Source organism: Pantoea sp. X-Soil-YNGN-775, from assembly GCF_059730575.1.
The window spans coordinates 1,507,002-1,525,011 of record NZ_AP035945.1; the positions used below are offsets into that span (position 1 = coordinate 1,507,002).

Annotated in this window: 19 protein-coding genes; 7 read left to right on the forward strand and 12 right to left on the reverse strand. The window is 54.4% G+C overall.

The features are described from left to right. The first annotated feature begins 133 nt into the window (after window positions 1-133). Window positions 134-277, forward strand: a complete 144-nt coding sequence (locus AC6I8I_RS07050) for a hypothetical protein (protein ID WP_162836818.1) — start codon at window positions 134-136, stop codon at window positions 275-277. Between the two features lie 38 nt (window positions 278-315). Further along, on the forward strand, window positions 316-489 hold the full coding sequence (locus AC6I8I_RS07055) for a hypothetical protein (protein WP_312052611.1): 174 nt from the start codon (window positions 316-318) through the stop codon (window positions 487-489). On the opposite strand, the gene AC6I8I_RS07060 is transcribed toward AC6I8I_RS07055, so the two are convergent. Then, the gene (locus AC6I8I_RS07060) at window positions 477-1,640 is read right to left on the reverse strand and encodes a glycoside hydrolase family 1 protein (RefSeq protein WP_312052609.1); all 1,164 of its coding nucleotides are present in this window, start codon (window positions 1,638-1,640) and stop codon (window positions 477-479) included. The two genes, AC6I8I_RS07055 and AC6I8I_RS07060, sit on opposite strands and share 13 nt — an antisense overlap. Window positions 1,641-1,796: 156 nt before the next feature. Here AC6I8I_RS07060 and AC6I8I_RS07065 point away from each other — a divergent pair, with 156 nt between their 5' ends. Further along, entirely contained in the window at window positions 1,797-3,257 is a 1,461-nt protein-coding gene (locus AC6I8I_RS07065) for a phospholipase D family protein (protein WP_312052607.1), read from the forward strand. A gap of 245 nt (window positions 3,258-3,502) precedes the next feature. Here the strand turns inward: AC6I8I_RS07065 and mdoC are convergent, their stop codons facing one another. Beyond that, window positions 3,503-4,627, reverse strand: a complete 1,125-nt coding sequence (gene mdoC / locus AC6I8I_RS07070; protein ID WP_312052605.1) for a glucans biosynthesis protein MdoC — start codon at window positions 4,625-4,627, stop codon at window positions 3,503-3,505. A 268-nt stretch (window positions 4,628-4,895) separates the two neighbouring features. Here mdoC and AC6I8I_RS07075 point away from each other — a divergent pair, with 268 nt between their 5' ends. The 3 genes from AC6I8I_RS07075 to AC6I8I_RS07085 all read left to right on the forward strand — a co-directional run bounded on the left by AC6I8I_RS07075 (window position 4,896) and on the right by AC6I8I_RS07085 (window position 9,367). Beyond that, window positions 4,896-6,431, forward strand: a complete 1,536-nt coding sequence (locus AC6I8I_RS07075; protein WP_312757316.1) for a glucan biosynthesis protein G — start codon at window positions 4,896-4,898, stop codon at window positions 6,429-6,431. Next, window positions 6,424-8,976: a glucans biosynthesis glucosyltransferase MdoH gene (gene mdoH, locus AC6I8I_RS07080; protein WP_312052603.1), complete on the forward strand. Its 2,553-nt coding sequence runs from the start codon at window positions 6,424-6,426 to the stop codon at window positions 8,974-8,976. The genes AC6I8I_RS07075 and mdoH overlap by 8 nt, the downstream gene beginning before the upstream one ends. A gap of 199 nt (window positions 8,977-9,175) precedes the next feature. After that, entirely contained in the window at window positions 9,176-9,367 is a 192-nt protein-coding gene (locus AC6I8I_RS07085) for a YceK/YidQ family lipoprotein (protein WP_312052989.1), read from the forward strand. On the opposite strand, the gene AC6I8I_RS07090 is transcribed toward AC6I8I_RS07085, so the two are convergent. From AC6I8I_RS07090 to AC6I8I_RS07100, 3 genes are all read right to left on the reverse strand, one after another. After that, complete coding sequence (locus AC6I8I_RS07090) at window positions 9,358-9,759, reverse strand: MysB family protein (protein WP_497828472.1); 402 nt, start codon at window positions 9,757-9,759, stop codon at window positions 9,358-9,360. The genes AC6I8I_RS07085 and AC6I8I_RS07090 overlap by 10 nt on opposite strands. Window positions 9,760-9,875: 116 nt before the next feature. Next, window positions 9,876-10,142, reverse strand: a complete 267-nt coding sequence (locus AC6I8I_RS07095) for a hypothetical protein (RefSeq protein WP_312052601.1) — start codon at window positions 10,140-10,142, stop codon at window positions 9,876-9,878. Window positions 10,143-10,687: 545 nt separating this feature from the next. Beyond that, window positions 10,688-11,611 (reverse strand): Kdo(2)-lipid IV(A) acyltransferase, encoded by a 924-nt coding sequence (locus AC6I8I_RS07100; RefSeq protein WP_312052599.1) that lies wholly within the window; start codon window positions 11,609-11,611, stop codon window positions 10,688-10,690. A gap of 254 nt (window positions 11,612-11,865) precedes the next feature. On the opposite strand from AC6I8I_RS07100, the gene trhO reads away from it, so the two are divergent. Then, window positions 11,866-12,915 (forward strand): oxygen-dependent tRNA uridine(34) hydroxylase TrhO, encoded by a 1,050-nt coding sequence (trhO, locus tag AC6I8I_RS07105; RefSeq protein ID WP_031376542.1) that lies wholly within the window; start codon window positions 11,866-11,868, stop codon window positions 12,913-12,915. 40 nt (window positions 12,916-12,955) lie between these two features. On the opposite strand, the gene AC6I8I_RS07110 is transcribed toward trhO, so the two are convergent. The 7 genes from AC6I8I_RS07110 to pyrC all read right to left on the reverse strand — a co-directional run bounded on the left by AC6I8I_RS07110 (window position 12,956) and on the right by pyrC (window position 17,885). After that, complete coding sequence (locus tag AC6I8I_RS07110; RefSeq protein ID WP_312052596.1) at window positions 12,956-13,531, reverse strand: YceI family protein; 576 nt, start codon at window positions 13,529-13,531, stop codon at window positions 12,956-12,958. Window position 13,532: 1 nt separating this feature from the next. Further along, entirely contained in the window at window positions 13,533-14,105 is a 573-nt protein-coding gene (locus AC6I8I_RS07115; RefSeq protein WP_312052595.1) for a cytochrome b, read from the reverse strand. A gap of 294 nt (window positions 14,106-14,399) precedes the next feature. Continuing rightward, window positions 14,400-15,512 carry an N-methyl-L-tryptophan oxidase gene (gene solA, locus AC6I8I_RS07120; protein ID WP_312052594.1) on the reverse strand — a complete coding sequence of 371 codons (1,113 nt, stop codon included), beginning with the start codon at window positions 15,510-15,512 and terminating at the stop codon, window positions 14,400-14,402. Window positions 15,513-15,609: 97 nt separating this feature from the next. Continuing rightward, on the reverse strand, window positions 15,610-15,864 hold the full coding sequence (bssS, locus tag AC6I8I_RS07125; RefSeq protein ID WP_031376545.1) for a biofilm formation regulator BssS: 255 nt from the start codon (window positions 15,862-15,864) through the stop codon (window positions 15,610-15,612). A 250-nt stretch (window positions 15,865-16,114) separates the two neighbouring features. After that, window positions 16,115-16,387, reverse strand: a complete 273-nt coding sequence (locus tag AC6I8I_RS07130; RefSeq protein ID WP_497828473.1) for a hypothetical protein — start codon at window positions 16,385-16,387, stop codon at window positions 16,115-16,117. A 146-nt stretch (window positions 16,388-16,533) separates the two neighbouring features. Continuing rightward, window positions 16,534-16,779 (reverse strand): DNA damage-inducible protein I, encoded by a 246-nt coding sequence (gene dinI / locus AC6I8I_RS07135; protein WP_003849907.1) that lies wholly within the window; start codon window positions 16,777-16,779, stop codon window positions 16,534-16,536. Between the two features lie 62 nt (window positions 16,780-16,841). Next, window positions 16,842-17,885: a dihydroorotase gene (gene pyrC / locus AC6I8I_RS07140; protein ID WP_312052591.1), complete on the reverse strand. Its 1,044-nt coding sequence runs from the start codon at window positions 17,883-17,885 to the stop codon at window positions 16,842-16,844. Window positions 17,886-18,010 lie beyond the last annotated feature (125 nt).

Here is an 18,010-nt window from a genome sequence, read left to right on the forward strand (position 1 = left end):
AGCTGAAAGGATAACGGAGCGCAGCACGCGCTCCGTTTTTTTTTCGGGCGAAAGAACCGGACGAAAAACAGGCTTTCATCTACACTGTGACGCGCTGCTTTTTCGCCCGTTCACCGAATTTTACAGGAAGCCCATGTCGTTACCATCGCCACCCGACGATCAGGATGAGCCGATTCGCCAGTCGCTCGACGATGCGCACTTTGCGATTGTGGTGCTTGCGGTGACCTCGGTTACGCTTATAATCTTTGTCCTGATGATTACGCTCTGGATGAGCTGACTCCGGCGTAATTCAAGGGAATGGAACAGGAGAAGGCGATGGAATCCAGAGATGACAAACTGATCGCAATTATCGGCCTGCTGGCGGCCTGTCTGATTGGCGTCACCTTTCTGTTCACCATGACCTGGTTAACCGATGTACGCCATCCCACCGATCCTTCCCTTGATGTTCAGTCCTGCTCCCCCAAAAAACCGCCGTCTCAGCCAGTCTGATCGCGTCGGGTAAATTTGATCTGCTGACTGCGCAATACCAGTGCCAGCGCTTCATGCAGATTGCGGTTGCCGTTGGGATCGGCCAGGCCGAGCAGCGGACCGGGTGAACGCCGGTCATCAGCCCAGGCCGGGTATTCCACCACCGGATAGAGCGACACCCCTTCCACCGCAATGCCCTGATCCAGCGCCACTGCCACATTCTCACTGATCTCCTGCAGCCACGGCGCACGCGCTTCGCCTTCGGCACCGGTTTCGGCAATCAGCATCGGCCGCTGAAAGCGTTGCCAGCATTGTGCCAGCAAAATATGCAGCGGCACCCGCGCCGGATCGTCGGGTGACATCGGCCGATCGGGGAAGAACCAGTGGTTATCGGGATAGTAATTCAGGCCGAGGATATCGAGACAGTCTTCACTGCCGCCTAACTCTTTGTCGAGGCGGCCAGCCAGCATATCCCAGGCTTCAAACTGCGCCTGATGCTGGGCGTCGGCGTAGGGTTTACTGTCCGGGTTGTCGGCATGATGGGCAATCTGAACCAGCGGATCGGTCAGCACAAAGCGTGCATCCGGGTAGACCTCGCGAATGGCATGAATAGCCGCCAGCGAGGCGCGAACCAGTTGACGCTTCAGCTCTTTGCCGCGTCCCGCCGCGTGTGGATTAAACCAGGCGACATCGGCACCGGCCCACGACCAGAAAGAGATTTGATTAACCGGTGTGAAAAACGGTTGTTCGATGCCTTCATCGCGCATCAGTTGGGCCATCGCGCGGGCGAAACGGCTAAAATGGTCAACAAACTCCGCTTTCCAGATATTAAGATGATCGGGATAGCCGAAGTGCGCCAGTTCCCAGATAATCTGTAAATTCTGGCGCTGCGCCGCGGCGATCATCGGCAGAAAGCTCTGCCAGTCATACTGATTGGGAATTTTTTCAATCAGGTGCCAGCGTGCGCCGTCGCGCGCGGTGAAAAGGTGCTGTTCCGCCAGCGCGGCGTAATCCCTCTCCAGCAGCATATCGTGGCCGCTGCTGATAACCATGTCGAGTCGTTTTCCCGGCGTGCGGCAGGCGGTGGAACAGGGAAAACTGCCCTGGAAAAAGCTGCGGAACAGACTGGGATGATGGCGCTGGCGGGCGTCTGTAAGGGGTTGATGTGACATATTCCTCTCCTGCCGGGCCGATGCCGGTCACAGATCGTCCGACTAAGTCTAGACTAAAAACCGGTCGCAGCGTTTTTAGCAAGTCGGTAGGATCGTATAGCGTCAGACCGCGGGCCGGGGAATAATAAAAATAACTGCATTTTACAGGGAATGGTCATGACCGAAGCGTTTGAGCTGTCTCAGCAATCCGAACAGCCCAGCTGGCTGGAAGCGCAGCTGGTGCCACAGTGCCAGCGCCATCCGGGGCTCAGCGGGATTTATCCGCTCAGCGACGGGCTGGACGCCTTTGCGGCGCGCTACCTGCTGATGCAAAAAGCGGAGCGTTCGCTCGATATTCAGTACTACATCTGGCAAAACGATCTCTCTGGCCGGCTGCTGTTCAGCGCGATGCTGGAGGCGGCACAGCGCGGGGTGAAAGTGCGTCTGCTGCTGGATGACAACAATACGCCGGGCCTGGATGAAACGCTGGCCCAGCTCAACCGTCACCCCAATATTGCGGTGCGACTGTTTAATCCTTTCTCGTTTCGCACCCTGCGGGCGCTGGGCTACCTGACCGACTTTGCCCGGCTGAACCGCCGCATGCACAATAAAAGCTTTACCGTTGATGGCGTCACCACGGTGGTCGGCGGGCGTAACGTCGGCGATGAATATTTCGGAACCGGCAATGAGCCGCTGTTCGCCGATCTCGACGTGCTGGCGATCGGCCCGGTGGTCGATGAGGTGGCGCAGGATTTTGAACGCTACTGGAACAGCCGGCCGGTTTCACCGCTACAGCAGGTGCTGGACGAGCAGGAGCGGGAGGAAGACAGCGTCAGCCTGCCGGCCGAGTGGCGTCACAGCGAGGCGGTACAGCGTTATCTGCAGCGCCTTGAAAGTGCCTCGCTGCTGCAGGATCTGGAGCAGGGCAGGTTAGCGCTGACCTGGGCCAGAACCCGGTTGCTGAGTGACGATCCGCGTAAGGGGCTGGGCAAAGCGCGTCGGAAAACGCTGTTGCCGCAACGGATGCTGGAGGTGATCGGTACGCCGCAGCGGCAGTTCGACATTATCTCCGCCTATTTTGTCCCAACCCGCGCCGGCGTGGCGCAGCTGCTGTCGCTGAAGCGCAAAGGGGTGAAGATTGCCATTCTGACCAATTCGCTGGCCGCCAATGATGTGTCGATTGTGCACGCCGGTTACGCTAAATGGCGCAAGAAGCTGCTGCGTCACGGCATCGCCCTCTATGAACTGAAGCCGCAGGCGGCGCTGCAGGATGCGCCGCACGATCGTGGCTTAACCGGTAATTCCGGCTCAAGCCTGCATGCCAAAACCTTTTCGGTCGATCAGCAAACGCTGTTTATCGGCTCATTCAACTTTGATCCGCGTTCAGCGGTACTCAATACTGAAATGGGGCTGGTGATTGAGAGCGAGGCGCTGGCAAAGGAAACCCATCAGCGTTTTAGCCAGTCGATGCGCGATCGTGCCTGGACGCTGCGGCTGGATAAGTGGGGGCGGGTCAACTGGCTGGAATATCCGGATGAAGCGCAACAGGTGGTGCACAAGCACGAGCCTGGCTGCTCGTGGTGGCAGCGGCTGCAGGTGCGGCTGGTGTGGCGCTTGCCGATTGAGTGGCTGCTGTAAGCTGGGCGCTGCTCAGGCTCAGGCTCAGGCTCAGGGAGCATACGGCCTCCGCAAAGACGCAAAACCCGCCATCTCTGGCGGGTTCAGCGCACCGCATCCCTGAGGTGCGCCCGTCGCCGGGCCAACGCTCTGCGTTGTTCAAAAACGCTCCCGGCGTTTTTGTCCGCTTTACTTCTGACCTATGCTCCCATCGCTTGAACGCGTCAGCAGACGGAAGCCAAACCCATCAATCGCCTGACTCCAGCTTATTTGCGTTCAAACTTACCCGAGAACAGGAAACGCAGCAGCGGTATCCGCAGATGAATTTCATACAGCAGGAAGGCGATCCCGAACACCATCAGCAGGCCGAGGAAGAAGCCCAGCGTGTTGTTTTCGATGCGCGGGGTGACGTAGATGCCGTACAGCAGGGTCAGTGGATGGTGCACCAGATAGATAAACAGCGACGCATTGACCAGGTACATGATGCGCGGCGAATGCGCGTTCAGCAGCTTGTGGCCAAAGCAGAAGCAGACGCTCAGCATGCACAATCCCATCAGGGTTGAAATCAGGGCATCCAGCTCATACAGCCAGCCTTCGCCGCTGCTCAGGCGCTGATTGGCGCAGTAGGCAATAAACATCACCACCGCGCCGACCCACATCAGCGGATTGAAACGCACAAACAACTGCTTCAGCGGCGGATGTTTCCATGCCAGCGCGCCCAGCATAAAGAACGGCAGATAGAAGAGAGTTTGCATCACGATAATGCTGAACAGGCCATCCATCAGCCAGGCTGGCTGGAACAGGAAGATCAGGCGGCGGAACAGACACCACAGTAATGCCCAGGCCGTGACGCCCGCGGCCAGTGAACCCCAGCCGACCCGGCTGTAATCAGTGGTGCTGTGCTGATCGCGCAACCAGCGGAATGTCACCATCCCAAGGGTTGTCAGCATCACCAGCACCACCAGAAACCACAGGTGCGAGATCAGCTCCCACATCAGATTATTAAATTTTTCATATGGGCTGAAGCGCGGCCAGTCGGCCAGCTTGCTGGTCCAGTTTTTCAGCATAAAAAACTGCGGCAGGGTTATCAGCGGAATAGCCGTCAGTAACGGGATGCCAACCCGCTCAAGCCGCACCTTCAGAAAGCGTCGCGGCTGATAGCGCAGATAGAGCATGTAAGAGAAATAGCCCGAGATGACGAAAAACACCTGCATGCGAAACGCATGAATAAAGTCATTGAACAGCGTCAGCCATAGCGAGGCTTCTGTGCTGTTAACTGCCCATTTCTGCGTCGAGTAAATCAGGGAGACGTGAAACGGTACTCCCAGTAACATCAGATACGCCCGGATTGAGTCGAGGAAGTATTCACGTTCAGGTTTTGCTGTACTCATAAAGTTCCAGTTCGTTAGTACGTATGACCGGTTTCGCCCTGAAACCGGATTATGCTCGGGCAGAATTCTACCTGCGATAAACAAGGTATACTATCAGTGGAATCCGTAGTGTTTAATTGTCCTAAAAGCGGGTGTTTGCCTGACGAAATGCGGGAACAATGTTGCGCATAAGCTGTCGGAAAACCGAATAATCCTTTAAGATAAGCGGGTTTGATTTAAGCACACGAAAGGGGGGGATGTGCTGACTAAAGAAAAAAATAAAGCCGGACTGATGAAGGTACGCTGGATTGGTACTGCGGTTCTGCTGGCGTTATACGCCAATAACAGTTGGGCGTTTAACATCGATGATGTTGCCAGACAAGCCAAAGCGTTGGCAGGGAAAAGCTTCGAAGCGCCAAAAAGCAATTTACCCTCTCAATTTCGTGAAATGAAATTTGCTGATTATCAGCAGATCCAGTTTAACCACGATAAAGCGTACTGGGGCAAACTGCGCACGCCGTTCAAGCTGGAATTTTATCACCAGGGGATGTATTTCGACACCCCGGTGCAAATTAATGAAGTGACCGCGAACGCGGTGCGAGAGATCAAATACAGCCCCGATTATTTTAATTTTGGCAATGTAAAACATGATGCCGATGCGGTGAAAAACCTCGGATTTGCCGGTTTCAAAGTGCTCTACCCGTTAAACAGCAAGGGTAAAGACGATGAGATCGCCAGCTTCCTCGGTGCCAGCTATTTCCGGGTAATCGGTGCCGGTCAGGTTTATGGGCTGTCGGCCCGAGGCCTGGCGATTGATACTGCGCTGCCGTCCGGTGAAGAGTTCCCGCGTTTCAAAGAGTTCTGGATTGAACGTCCGAAGCCGCAGGATAAACAGCTGGTGATCTATGCACTGCTCGATTCGCCGCGCGCCGCGGGTGCCTATCGCTTTGTGCTGCGTCCGGGCCAGGCGTCGACCGTTGACGTGCAGTCGAAAGTCTACCTGCGTGACAACGTCGGTAAACTGGGCGTAGCGCCGCTGACCAGTATGTTCCTGTTCGGTCAGAACCAGCCATCCAACGTGAGTAACTTCCGTCCGGCGTTACATGACTCAGACGGTCTGTCAATTCACAGTGGTAACGGTGAATGGATCTGGCGTCCGCTGAACAATCCGCGCCATCTGGCGGTCAGTACCTACACCATCGAGAGTCCGAAAGGGTTTGGTCTGCTGCAGCGTGGACGTAACTTCGACAACTATCAGGATCTTGACGATCGCTACGACCTGCGCCCAAGCGGCTGGGTTGAGCCATTAGGCGACTGGGGCAAAGGCCGGGTAGAACTGGTTGAGATCCCAACGGCTGATGAGACCAACGACAACATCGTGGCGTTCTGGACCCCGGAGACGTTGCCGGAGCCGGGCAAAGAGATGAACTTCAAATATCGCCTGCACTTCTCACGTGATGAAAATCAGCTGCACTCTGACGATACCGCATGGGTGAAAAATACCCTGCGTTCAGCGGGTGACGTGAAGCAGTCTAATCTGGTGCGTCAGCCAGATGGCACCGTGGCTTTCACCATCGACTTCGTGGGTAAAGACATGAGCAAGATGGCGGAGAACAGCCAGGTGGCACCGCAGGTCAGCGTGGGTAAAAACGCGGATGTGGTGGAGCAGAGCGTACGTTATAACCCGGTCACTAAAGGCTGGCGTCTGGTGTTGCGTCTGCGTGTGAAAGACAACAAGCAGCCCACCGAAATGCGTGCGGCGCTGGTTAGCGGCGACAAGACATTGACGGAAACCTGGAGCTATCAGTTACCTGCCAATGAATAAATCGACTTTTACACCTCAACGTTACGTGGAATCCCTGCCGCTGGATGCGGCGGGGAAGGCGCGCCTCAGCGCCTCGCTGCAGAATGCGGCAGCGTTTCACTTCATTCATGATGCGCTGGGCAAGGATGTGGCCGCCAGCGATCGTCCCGATGATGCGCCGTTAAAATCGGTGTCATCGCGGGTCGAAATGGCCTGGCCCGACTCGCTCGCTAACGGTCAGCAGCTGGGTAAAGATGACCTCGATCGTACCACGCTAAAGGCGATGCCGAAGGTCAAACGCTCGCTGATGTTCCCGGAAGCGTGGCGGACCAACCCGGTCGCGCGCGCCTGGGACTCACTGCGTGGACATAAATCGGTGCCGCGCTACGCCAATGCGGAAGAGCAGCGTGCCGAAGAGAAATGGCGTCATGTCGGATCAATTCGCCGCTATATCCTGCTGATCCTCACCATCATGCAGACCGTAGTTGCCACCTGGTATATGAAGACCATTCTGCCGTATCAGGGCTGGACGCTGCTGGATCCGATGGAGATGATCAATCAGAACTGGCAGCAGTCGGTGATGCAGATCCTGCCGTATGTGTTGCAGACCGGCATCCTGTTCCTGTTCGCCATTCTGTTTTGTTGGGTCTCGGCCGGTTTCTGGACCGCGCTGATGGGCTTCCTGCAGTTACTGATTGGTCGCGACAAATACAGCATTTCCTACTCTACCGTCGGGGATGAACCGCTTAATCCGGCGCACCGTACCGCGCTGATTATGCCGATCTGTAACGAAGATGTTGAGCGGGTTTACGCCGGTTTGCGTGCCACCTGGGAATCGGTGGTGCGGACCGGCAACGCTGAGCATTTCGACGTTTATATCCTCAGCGACAGTTACGACGCTGATATCGCCATCGCCGAACAGAAAGCCTGGATGGAGCTGGTGCGCGACGTCGGCGGTGCCGGCAAGATTTTTTATCGCCGTCGTCGTCGTCGTGTGAAGCGTAAAAGCGGCAACATCGATGACTTCTGCCGTCGCTGGGGCAGCAACTACAGCTACATGGTGGTGCTGGACGCCGACAGCGTCATGAGCGGTGAGTGTCTGACCGGTCTGGTTCGCATGATGGAAGCCAACCCGAACGCCGGTATTATTCAGTCGTCGCCGAAAGCATCCGGTATGGACACGCTGTATGCGCGCTGTCAGCAGTTTGCCACCCGCGTTTATGGTCCGCTGTTTACCGCTGGCCTGCACTTCTGGCAGCTGGGGGAATCCCACTACTGGGGACACAACGCGATTATCCGGGTGAAACCGTTTATCGAACACTGTGCGCTGGCACCGTTACCCGGTGAAGGCTCGTTTGCTGGTTCGATTCTGTCACACGACTTTGTTGAAGCTGCGCTGATGCGTCGTGCTGGCTGGGGCGTCTGGATTGCCTACGATCTGCCGGGCTCGTATGAGGAGCTGCCACCCAACCTGCTGGATGAGCTGAAACGTGACCGTCGCTGGTGCCACGGTAACCTGATGAACTTCCGCCTGTTCCTGGTGAAAGGGATGCACCCGGTTCACCGTGCGGTGTTCCTGACCGGCGTGATGTCTTACCTGTCAGCACCGCTGTGGTTCATGTTCCTGGCGTTGTCTACCGCCCTGCAGGTGGTGCATACGCTGATGGAGCCAACCTACTTCCTGCAACCGCGCCAGCTGTTCCCGGTGTGGCCGCAGTGGCGTCCGGAACTGGCGATAGCGCTGTTTTCCACCACGCTGATATTACTGTTCCTGCCGAAGCTGCTGAGCGTGATATTGATCTGGTGCAAGGGGGCGAAATCATACGGCGGCGCGATCCGTCTGTTCATCTCGCTGATGCTGGAGATGCTGTTCTCGGTGCTGCTGGCTCCGGTGCGCATGCTATTCCACACCGTGTTTGTGGTTAGCGCCTTCCTCGGCTGGGAAGTGGTGTGGAATTCGCCACAGCGTGACGATGACGCGACCCCGTGGAGCGAGGCGTTTAAACGTCACGGTTCGCAGATGGCGCTGGGTCTGGTGTGGGCAATCGGCATGGGACTGTTGGATCTCAACTTCCTGTGGTGGTTGTCACCGATTGTCTTCTCGCTGATTCTGTCGCCGTTTGTGTCGGTGATGTCGAGCCGGGCAACCATCGGTATCAAGAGCAAGAAGGCTCGACTGTTCCTGATCCCGGAAGAGTATGAGCCGCCGAAAGAGCTGGTGGACACCGATCACTACCTGCAGCTTAACCGTGAGCGGGCGCTGGAAAATGGCTTTATGCACGCGCTGTTCCACCCGGCGTTTAACGCGCTGGCGACGGCACTGGCGACGTCACGGCATAAGCAGAGTCAGCTACTCGACTACGCCCGCGATCGCCGCGTCGATCAGGCGTTAAGCGATTCGCCGGATAAACTGAATCGTGAACAGCGTTTACAGCTGATTAGCGATCCGGTGGTGCTGGCACGTGTGCATACCCGGCTGTGGGAGAACGCTGAGAAGTATCATCAGTGGGTGGAGAGTTATCAAAAACTCACCCTCAACCCCAACGCGCTGGTCAAAAACGCGTAAAATGAAAAAGCGGCAGCGATGCCGCTTTTTTTTGCCGGTTATTCGCGGCCAGAGTAACAGCAGAGTTGAGCTGGTTGTGGCGGGATAAATCGGGCTAACGGGGCGCGCAGCGCGGGATAACGATAATGATTGTTAGTGGCGGGTATCAGTGGTGAAACGGTGTCTGAAAACAGCGGTGTTAGCGCTGGCGGTGATCTGTATGAGCGGTTGCGGCAGTATTATCAGCCGTACCGTGCCCGGTCAGGGGCACGGTAATCAGTACTATCCTGGGGTACAGTGGGATGTACGTGACGGCGCCTGGCGCGTATTGACTATCCTTGACCTGCCGCTGTCGCTGGTGGTTGACACCCTGCTGTTACCGGTCGACGCCAGCCACGGTCCTTACGAATAACCGCGATCGGAGTCGCTGTTATCATCTTCCCACTCCTGCGCAGCGGCTTCACCCTCTTCGGTATCCAGCGGCGGCTCCAGCTGAAACTCGCCGTAGTCCCACTCGTGCAGGGTGTTTTCCGCTAACCACTCCTGACGCAGTTCAACCTCATCGAAGTCAGCATCAAAAATCGCCTGAGCGGCCTCACCGCTGCGAATTGGCAGGCATTCACCTGCATCGCCTTCGTCAGCCAGAAACTCCGCCTGCCACATAATATCACCGTCCTGCATGACATATTTTTGCAGGCCAAACTGGCTTACCGATGCATCGCCTTCCTCAAGTTCCGGGTGGTTAGCGAGAAACTCTTCACGTGCAGCATCAATCGCTTCCTCTAAGGTACTGTACATGCTCATCGCTGTTCTCCTTGCCTGGTTGATTTGATTTCAGTGAAGAATAGACGAAATCTGGCGGAGGGAAAGGGCGGGGCGGTTTGATTGGCGGGAAATAACGCACTTCCCGCCATTCACGGTCAGACTCCTTTTTGCGGGAAGTGCAGAACCGGGCGCACCGACTCATGAATCACCGGCGCAGAGTAGCGAATACAACATTTTATACAGGGCTTGACTTTCTTAAAGTTAATTCGGGCGATCGATAATGCCTGACTCAGATTATATAAGGTACCAATAAATATTACGTCTTCTTTATCCGGCATCCGCCGGCATCCTTTCCGGTGAAGCGCATGATAGTTGTCCTGATCGGTGCTGATTGTCACATAATAGTAGAGACCTTTATTCATATTATAAGTCCTGCTAAGAAGGTTGCTGTGTGTCATCTTTTTATGTTTTTGCCTTCGCAGTTAAGCATCTAACTGTCACAGCAGAAATTACCGATAACCACTCACATATTCAAATGCAATAATGGCCTATCAGACTATTGAAATTTTGTAAAAACGGAATATGACACAGCACGCAACGACAATTGCTTGTTAATTAAGTTAATTTTACTGGATTAATAAGCTGCGGGAAATGATTAAGCCTTGCTAAATAGGAATTGACCTGGCGTTCATATAAATTAGCGCCGCCGGTGAATATAATAAATCGTTAAAAAATTAATTTATCCGGCACAAAAAAGGACGCCAGCCTTGCTAACTCACTGTAGATGGGTTAAGGATGCTAATTATATCGTGCAGTTATCAGTTAATCCGATCGCGGTGTTGATTAATTACTGGACCGGGAATCGGGCCGGCGTAGGCTGGCAGCAGCAAAAGATTGTTTTAGCCGGGCAGGAATAAAGCGAAAATCGCGCTAAACGGCCCCATAGCGACCGTTTAGCGTCGGTGATTTAATAGCGTGAGGGTTCCCCTTCCGGACGGGTTTTGAAGCGGCGATGCAGCCACATATACTGTTCAGGAGCCAGTAAAACGCCTTCCTCAACCACCTTATTCATCCGGGCTGCGGTCTCTTCCTCGCTCGCCAGGGTAAAGGCATCACTGATGTCAGGTAAAATCATCAGTTCATAACCCCGGCCTTCTGGCAGACGGCGCGGTACAAACGGGATCACCGCCGGTTTACCCATGCGGATTAACAGATGGGTGCCGACCGTGGTGGCCGCTTTGTCGACGCCAAAAAACGGCACAAACACGCTGCTGCGCGGGCCGTAATCATGGTCGGGTGCGTACCAGATGATATCGCCACGTTTCAGGGCGCGAATCATCCCTTTAAGATCTTTACGATCGAGCATGCTTTTGTTGGAACGCATCCGGCCATGCACCTGCAGCCAGTCAATCAGCTTGTTGTCGTTCGGCCGGTAGACGCCGATGCCCGGGTTATGGATGCCAAACATGCGGGCACCAATCTCCAGCGTCAGAAAGTGCATACCAATCAACAACACGCCGCGCTGAGTGTCGTGCGCCTGCTGAATATGCTCTAAGCCAGAAGGTTTATGCCATTTGTTAATCCGCCAGTCGGGCCAGAACCACGCCATGCCGGTTTCAATCAAGCCCATGCCGACGGATTCGAAGTTGTGCTTAACCATCGCTTCACGATCGTTGGGCGGCATATCTGGAAAGCTTAATTCCAGATTACGGCGTGCAATGTTAACGCGACGCTTCATAAAGCGCATGCTTATACGGCCAATATTGCAGCCGAGCACATAAAGCAGGGGATAAGGAAGTAGCACCAAAAGATAAAGGAAGAACACGCCCAACCAGGTTAACCAATAGCGTGGGTGAAGCAGTTCTCGTGAAAATTGAGGCAACTGGGTCATGTGAAATTGTTTTTTCCTGCGTCGCGCACCGTGCGGTGCTGATATCTCGTTGATTTTCACTATTGTGCCAGTTTTTATCTTGCGTATAAATGTCACTGTCAGCGTCAATTCTTTCGGTCAGTAATATAGGCGAGCCGGCAGTGCGGGAAAAACAGCCAACCGGCAATCAATTTGGCCGGTGGTCTTTGCATCCCGTTGAAATCAGGTATCATGTGCGCGCTAAATTTCTTCTATTGATAACAGGAACGAACACCATGCCAGTGTTACATAACCTCGTTTCCAATAAAGAGCTGAAGGCGCGCATGCTGGCTGAAACCGAGCCGCGCACCACTGTCTCTTTTTATAAGTATTTCCAGATCGCCGATCCTAAAGCGTTTCGTGATGCACTCTATCTCGGTCTGACCGCCCTTAAGGTGTTTGGCCGGGTTTACGTCGCGCACGAAGGGATTAACGCCCAGATCAGCGTTCCCGCCAGTCAGTATGAAAAGATGAAAGCCTATCTCTACGGCTTTGACCCGGCGCTGAATAATCTGCGAATGAACGTTGCGCTGGACGACGACGGTAAATCCTTCTGGGTGCTTCGCCTGAAAGTCCGTGACCGGATTGTGGCGGACGGCATTGCCGACGGTACGTTCGATGCCAGCGACGTGGGGCAATACCTTAAAGCCGCAGAAGTGAACGCCATGCTGGACGATCCGGATGCGGTGTTCGTTGATATGCGTAACCATTACGAATATGAAGTCGGTCGCTTTGATAACGCGCTGGAAGTGCCAGCCGACACCTTCCGCGATCAGCTGCCGATGGCGGTTGATATGCTGCAGGACAAAAAAGACAAAAAGATTGTGATGTACTGCACCGGGGGAATTCGCTGCGAGAAAGCCAGTGCCTGGATGCGTCATAACGGTTTTGAAGATGTCTACCACGTCGAAGGCGGCATTATCGAGTATGCCCGGCGTGCCCGTGAGCAGGGGTTACCGGTCCGATTTAAAGGCAAAAACTTTGTCTTTGACGAGCGGATGGGTGAGCGTATTTCTGATGATGTGCTGTCGAACTGTCACCAGTGCGGTGAACCGTGCGACACTCACGTCAACTGCGTCAATGATGGTTGCCATCTGCTGTTTATTCAGTGTAAAAGCTGTGCAGAGAAGTTTGAGAACTGCTGTAGTCCGCTCTGTCAGGAAGAGGCGAAACTGTCGCCGGAAGAGCAGCGTGCCCGTCGCGCCGGGCGTGAAAACGGCAATAAAATTTTCAACAAGTCGCGTGGTCTGTTAAACATGACCATCCCGTCACCGGTTAAAAAATAAGTGATACCGCCTGAAGCCTGGCTTCAGGCGGTATAGCCGTTTACTGACGTACGCCTTCTACCGAAATCATCAGCTGAACCTTTTGCGAGGCTGGTCCGAGATCTTTGGTGATATTAAAATCTTTCAGCGCAATTTCGCCCTCGGCTTCGAAGCCTGCGCGATAGCCGCCCCACGGATCTTTACCTTCACCCAGCAGTTTCGCTTCCAGCGTTACCGGTTTGGTCACACCGTTCAGCGTCAGGTCGCCGGTAATTTCCAGCTCATCACCCTCTTTTTTCACTGATGTCGATTTGAAGCTGGCCTGTGGATTTTTCCCGACGTTCAGAAAATCGGCACTGCGCAAATGCTTGTCACGTTCAGCGTGGTTGGTATCAATGCTGTTGGTATTGATGGTGACGTCGACTTTATCAGCTGAAGGGTTGCTTTCATCAAAGCTAAAGCGGCCGTCAAAATCTTTAAAGGTGCCGTACAGCCAGCTGTAGCCTAAATGCTGAATACGAAACTGAATAAAGGCATGCTGGCCTTCTTTATCAATTTTATACTCAGCGGCGTTAGCGGTCAGTGAACCCAGCAGCAGGCTGGCGCCCGTCATGGCCAGTAGCGTCTTCTTTAGCATATCAATTCTCCTTTTCAGCGGGTAAAGGGATGCGCAAACCTGACATCCGTTTTAAGGTGGTATCACGATCGATAAAGTGATGTTTTAACGCGGCCAGACCGTGCAGCAGCGAAAGGATCACTACCGTCCAGGCCAGCCACAGGTGGATATCGCCAGCCAGATCGGCCTGTTCGCCTGCACCACTCAGCAGTGCCGGCAGGTAAAACAGGTTAAAAACGGCAATCGGCTTGCCATCGGCAGTGGAAATGAAATAGCCGCTGAGCAGGATTGCCAGCAGCAGCGTGTAGAGCAGCCAGTGCGCAACCACTGAACTGATGCCCACCTGCCGGGAATAGCTGCTTAACGGTTTAGGCGGCGGCGATATAATCCGCCACAGCAGGCGAATCACTAATGTCAGCAACAGAATCACGCCAATACTTTTATGGATTTCCGGCGCATCGTGATACCAGCTATCGTAATAACCGAGGCCAACCATCCATAATCCAAGCGCAAACATGGCGTAGATAACCAGCGCCATCGACCAGTGCAGTAGCACCGCGATCAGACCAAATTGATGAGGGGTATTTCTTAACATAGTTTATTTATTCAGGTGAAATAATCTGAAATAAGCATCTACATTATGAAATATAAAAGCAATCGACCTTACGCTTCTATAACTTTCTTTCGCGATAGTGAAAAGGGTGAATTAAAAAGACGATATATGCGCAATATTACTGAATGAGTTATTTTCACCGCGTGGGACGTCAGTCAAAAAAGACCAGAATTGACTTTCAGTGCGAATTATCTGTACTGCTAATGTCAGCAATATTCAATTTTCTTCAGTTTTTGTCAGTCGGGTGCTATCAGATGATACCACCCGAAAGAAGAGTCAAAAGCGCGAGAGGCGGAAGGGGGTCAGATCGAATGAGAACGGCTTTTGCTGAGCAAATTCTGCCGCCAGTTCACCCAGCACGCTGGCGAATTTAAAACCGTGACCGCTTAAGCCGGTAATCAGTAACCGATTCGGTTCGTCTGGCAGGGTATCGATAATAAAATCTTCATCCGGACTGAAATCGTAACTACAGGCTTCGCCGTGCAGACACACGCCAACACCCGGCAAAAACTGACGCAGGAAACCAAACGCTTCGCTGCCATCTGCCGCGACGGTGCCAAAGGGTTTACGATCTTCAGGCTGCTGCATCAGCTGGCCGCCATCATGGCGTCCCACTTTCAGCGCATTGTTATCCGCCGGGAAACCGTAAAACTGGCTGCCATCCGCCATCTCAACGGTAAAGCCCGGGAACTGGTTGTTCTCACTGTAGCGACCATCCGCCTGATACCAGGCAAATACCTTGCGGGTCGGGGCAACCGGCAGGTTGGGCACCAGTTTACCGACCCAGGTGCCAGCACTGATCAGCATCTTGCGGCCGCGGTATATGCCGTCGAGGGTAGTCACCTGTTGCAAATCGCCGTCGCGACCTATTTCAGACACCGGGCAGTTGAACAACTGGGCACAGCCCGCCTGTTCCGCCAGCTGGATCCAGCTGCGGACTGCCTGCTCGCATTTGAGGTAGCCCGACTGCGGCTCAAAGACGCCCAGATAGCCTTCGGGTACGTTGATCTGCGGCCAGCGCTTGCGCACCTCATCAGGCGGCATCACCTCAATATTGAGCTGCCATTGCCTGGCGCTGTCGATAACGTTCTGAATAAACGCTGACTGAATCGGTGCCAGGTTCAGCACGCCGCTGCGGTGCATGATACGTTCACCGGCGCGCTGTTCCAGCTCATCCCACAGGGTTTGCGCGCGCAGCACCAGCGGCACATAACGTTCGCCTTCACCGTAAGCGTGGCGAATCAGCCGGCTGTCACCGTGATGCGTACCCTGATTGTGCGGCGGATGGGCGCTATCGATCATCAAAACCGACAGGCCCGCCTGGGTCGCATAGTAGCCTGCCGCCGCGCCCACTGAGCCGCTGCCGACAACGATAAGATCATAAATCATGGTAACCCTGCTCCTGAAAAAGACAGATAATCAAAAGCATAACAGAAACAGAAACGAAAAAGGCACCCCTGAGGGCGCCTCTTTGATGTGGCAGGAATTAGTGCTTCTTAAGGAGTCGTTCTACTTGCTCGGCTGATTCAATCTTAGCGATACCCGCTTCGAGGATCGAGATGAACTGCCTTGCCACATCCGTTGTCAGCCAGTAGGTCGGGCCAACATCCGCTTCTTCTTCTTTTTGATCCTGCGACGATAACGAGTGCAGGCGGATCATCATGGCATCATAACTGTCAACGGTACTGATATCCCAACCCACCAGCGGATGGGTCTGAATCACATCTTTTCTTCTGTCCATTATAACCTCCTTATTACTCGTTAAACGAAGTGCATGATGAGGTTCAATGCGGCTTTTTTATTCCAATAGCGGGACTATTATAACAGTAAACCGGGCTATTACTGATGAAAAAATGCCTGCACCCAGCTTCTCACAGAATATTTGTGTTTAAAAGGTGGTTGATGAAAAAATAAAATGCCTGACGGTCAGGCATTTTAATCAGTGATTCTATAGCAGCAGAAAAGCGGGGGAGGGAACCTGGAGCCGCGGTTTAAAGCGCCGGGGTTTCCGGTGCGATGCCGCCACCGCGCTTTTGCAGCGCTTCGGCCAGACGGGCAAAATGCTGTTGCAGTTGCTCATCATTGTTCTGGTTTTGAGCTTCCAGTGACAGATTGTGCACCAGCAACTGACTGGCACGATCGTCAAGACAGAAAATCAGACTGGAAAAGGCATTTTCCAGCACCGTCAAACGACGCTGCTGATCACCAATCAGTGCTAACAACTCACCAAAGGTCATCGCCTCTTCCGGTTTATCAGTAGTCATGGTATCGCACCTCCTGTTATGCATGACGAGCGCAAGGATAGGGCATTGATCATTCAGAGTCTAGATGCAGCGATGGGGAAGTGCGAGAGGGGAGAAAAGATAAAAAAACCGGGTGGCGAAACCCGGCAAAAACAGCACAGAGGCGGTTAATCGGTAATGAACCAGTCGTCAGCGCTTTCCCACGTTTGCTGCAGGATTTCGCTGATCTGATCGCGAGTCTCTTTGCCCCCGCCCAGCACGCTCAGGTTATTGGCGCTGGCGTAGCGCACTTTCACGTGATTGGTGCTGTCCGGGAACTGTTCGTCAATGCGGCGCGACAGCTCGTCGCTCAGCGCTTCTATCGCGCCCGCAGGAAGAGGTCGGGTATTCGATACGGTAATTTCAACACGCATAGGAGCCTCCAGATAAGATACTGTATATATTTACAGTATCATCAGGCTGGAGGCAAGCGAAATTATGCAATACGCCAGTTCAGCGTCTCACCGGCAAGGAACGGCACCAGTGAATGCGCGCCGAGCGCGATGCTCTCCGGCACCTGCCATGATTCACGTACCAGCGTAATGCGGCTGTCGTTGAGCGGCAGGCCGTAAAAGCGCGGGCCGTTTTCAGAGCAGAACGCTTCAAAATGCGCCAGCGCATCCAGCTCTTCAAATACCGTGGCGTAGGCCGCTAACGAGGTCGGCGCACTGAAAACACCGGCGCAGCCGCAGCTGGCTTCTTTCAGGTGACGCAGGTGCGGCGCGGTATCGGTGCCGAGGAAGAAGCGCGGATGGCCGCTGGCCACCACCTGACGTAGCGCCTCCTGATGCACATTACGCTTGAGGATCGGCAGGCAATAGAGATGCGGACGAATCCCGCCGACCAGCATGTGATTGCGGTTAAACATCAGATGCTGCGGGGTGATGGTTGCGCCGAGCGTCTCATCGGCCGCTGCCACGTACTCTGCTGCCTCTTTAGTGGTGATATGCTCCATCACCACTTTCAGTGCCGGAAACTGCTGGCGAAGCGGCATCATCACCGTCTCAATAAAGCGCGCCTCGCGATCAAAAATATCAATGTGGGCATCGGTAACCTCACCGTGCACCAGCAGCGGCATACCGAGTCGCTGCATCCGCTCCAGTACGCTGGCGATGGCGCCGATGTTGGTGACGCCGTGGCTGGAGTTGGTGGTGGCATGCGCCGGATAAAGTTTGGCGGCGGTAAACAGGCCGGCAGTAAAGCCGCGCTCCAGCTCATCCGGGTCAAGCGAATCGGTGAGGTAGCAGGTCATCAGCGGGGTGAAGGCGTGGTCAGCGGGCAGCGCCGCCAGAATCCGATCGCGGTAGGCTTCACCGGCCGCCACGCTGGTCACCGGCGGCACCAGGTTGGGCATCACAATGGCACGACCATTCACCGCGCTGGTATACGGCAGCACCGTTTTAAGCATTTCATCGTCACGCAGATGAATATGCCAGTCGTCAGGGCGGCGGATAGTAAGTTGCTGAGGTTGTGCAGTCATTAATGAGGCTCCGGCAGAAAGGAAACGAAAGGCACGTTTAGGCCGGGGTCTAAGCATAAGGATTCAGGCAACCGTTTGCACCTGCTTTTTGCAGCCGGATGAAAATCCGCGCCCTCAGGCGCGGC

Coding starts and splice junctions, on each gene's coding strand:
- AC6I8I_RS07100 (WP_312052599.1), bottom strand. CDS start 11,611: ATGACCCAGTTGCCTCAATTTTCACGAGAACTGCTTCACCCACGCTAT.
- AC6I8I_RS07115 (WP_312052595.1), bottom strand. CDS start 14,105: ATGTTAAGAAATACCCCTCATCAATTTGGTCTGATCGCGGTGCTACTG.
- bssS (WP_031376545.1), bottom strand. CDS start 15,864: ATGGACAGAAGAAAAGATGTGATTCAGACCCATCCGCTGGTGGGTTGG.
- mdoC (WP_312052605.1), bottom strand. CDS start 4,627: ATGAGTACAGCAAAACCTGAACGTGAATACTTCCTCGACTCAATCCGG.
- trhO (WP_031376542.1), top strand. CDS start 11,866: ATGCCAGTGTTACATAACCTCGTTTCCAATAAAGAGCTGAAGGCGCGC.
- AC6I8I_RS07050 (WP_162836818.1), top strand. CDS start 134: ATGTCGTTACCATCGCCACCCGACGATCAGGATGAGCCGATTCGCCAG.
- AC6I8I_RS07130 (WP_497828473.1), bottom strand. CDS start 16,387: ATGACTACTGATAAACCGGAAGAGGCGATGACCTTTGGTGAGTTGTTA.
- AC6I8I_RS07055 (WP_312052611.1), top strand. CDS start 316: ATGGAATCCAGAGATGACAAACTGATCGCAATTATCGGCCTGCTGGCG.
- solA (WP_312052594.1), bottom strand. CDS start 15,512: ATGATTTATGATCTTATCGTTGTCGGCAGCGGCTCAGTGGGCGCGGCG.
- AC6I8I_RS07065 (WP_312052607.1), top strand. CDS start 1,797: ATGACCGAAGCGTTTGAGCTGTCTCAGCAATCCGAACAGCCCAGCTGG.
- AC6I8I_RS07110 (WP_312052596.1), bottom strand. CDS start 13,531: ATGCTAAAGAAGACGCTACTGGCCATGACGGGCGCCAGCCTGCTGCTG.
- mdoH (WP_312052603.1), top strand. CDS start 6,424: ATGAATAAATCGACTTTTACACCTCAACGTTACGTGGAATCCCTGCCG.
- AC6I8I_RS07095 (WP_312052601.1), bottom strand. CDS start 10,142: ATGAATAAAGGTCTCTACTATTATGTGACAATCAGCACCGATCAGGAC.
- AC6I8I_RS07085 (WP_312052989.1), top strand. CDS start 9,176: ATGAGCGGTTGCGGCAGTATTATCAGCCGTACCGTGCCCGGTCAGGGG.
- dinI (WP_003849907.1), bottom strand. CDS start 16,779: ATGCGTGTTGAAATTACCGTATCGAATACCCGACCTCTTCCTGCGGGC.
- AC6I8I_RS07090 (WP_497828472.1), bottom strand. CDS start 9,759: ATGAGCATGTACAGTACCTTAGAGGAAGCGATTGATGCTGCACGTGAA.
- pyrC (WP_312052591.1), bottom strand. CDS start 17,885: ATGACTGCACAACCTCAGCAACTTACTATCCGCCGCCCTGACGACTGG.
- AC6I8I_RS07060 (WP_312052609.1), bottom strand. CDS start 1,640: ATGTCACATCAACCCCTTACAGACGCCCGCCAGCGCCATCATCCCAGT.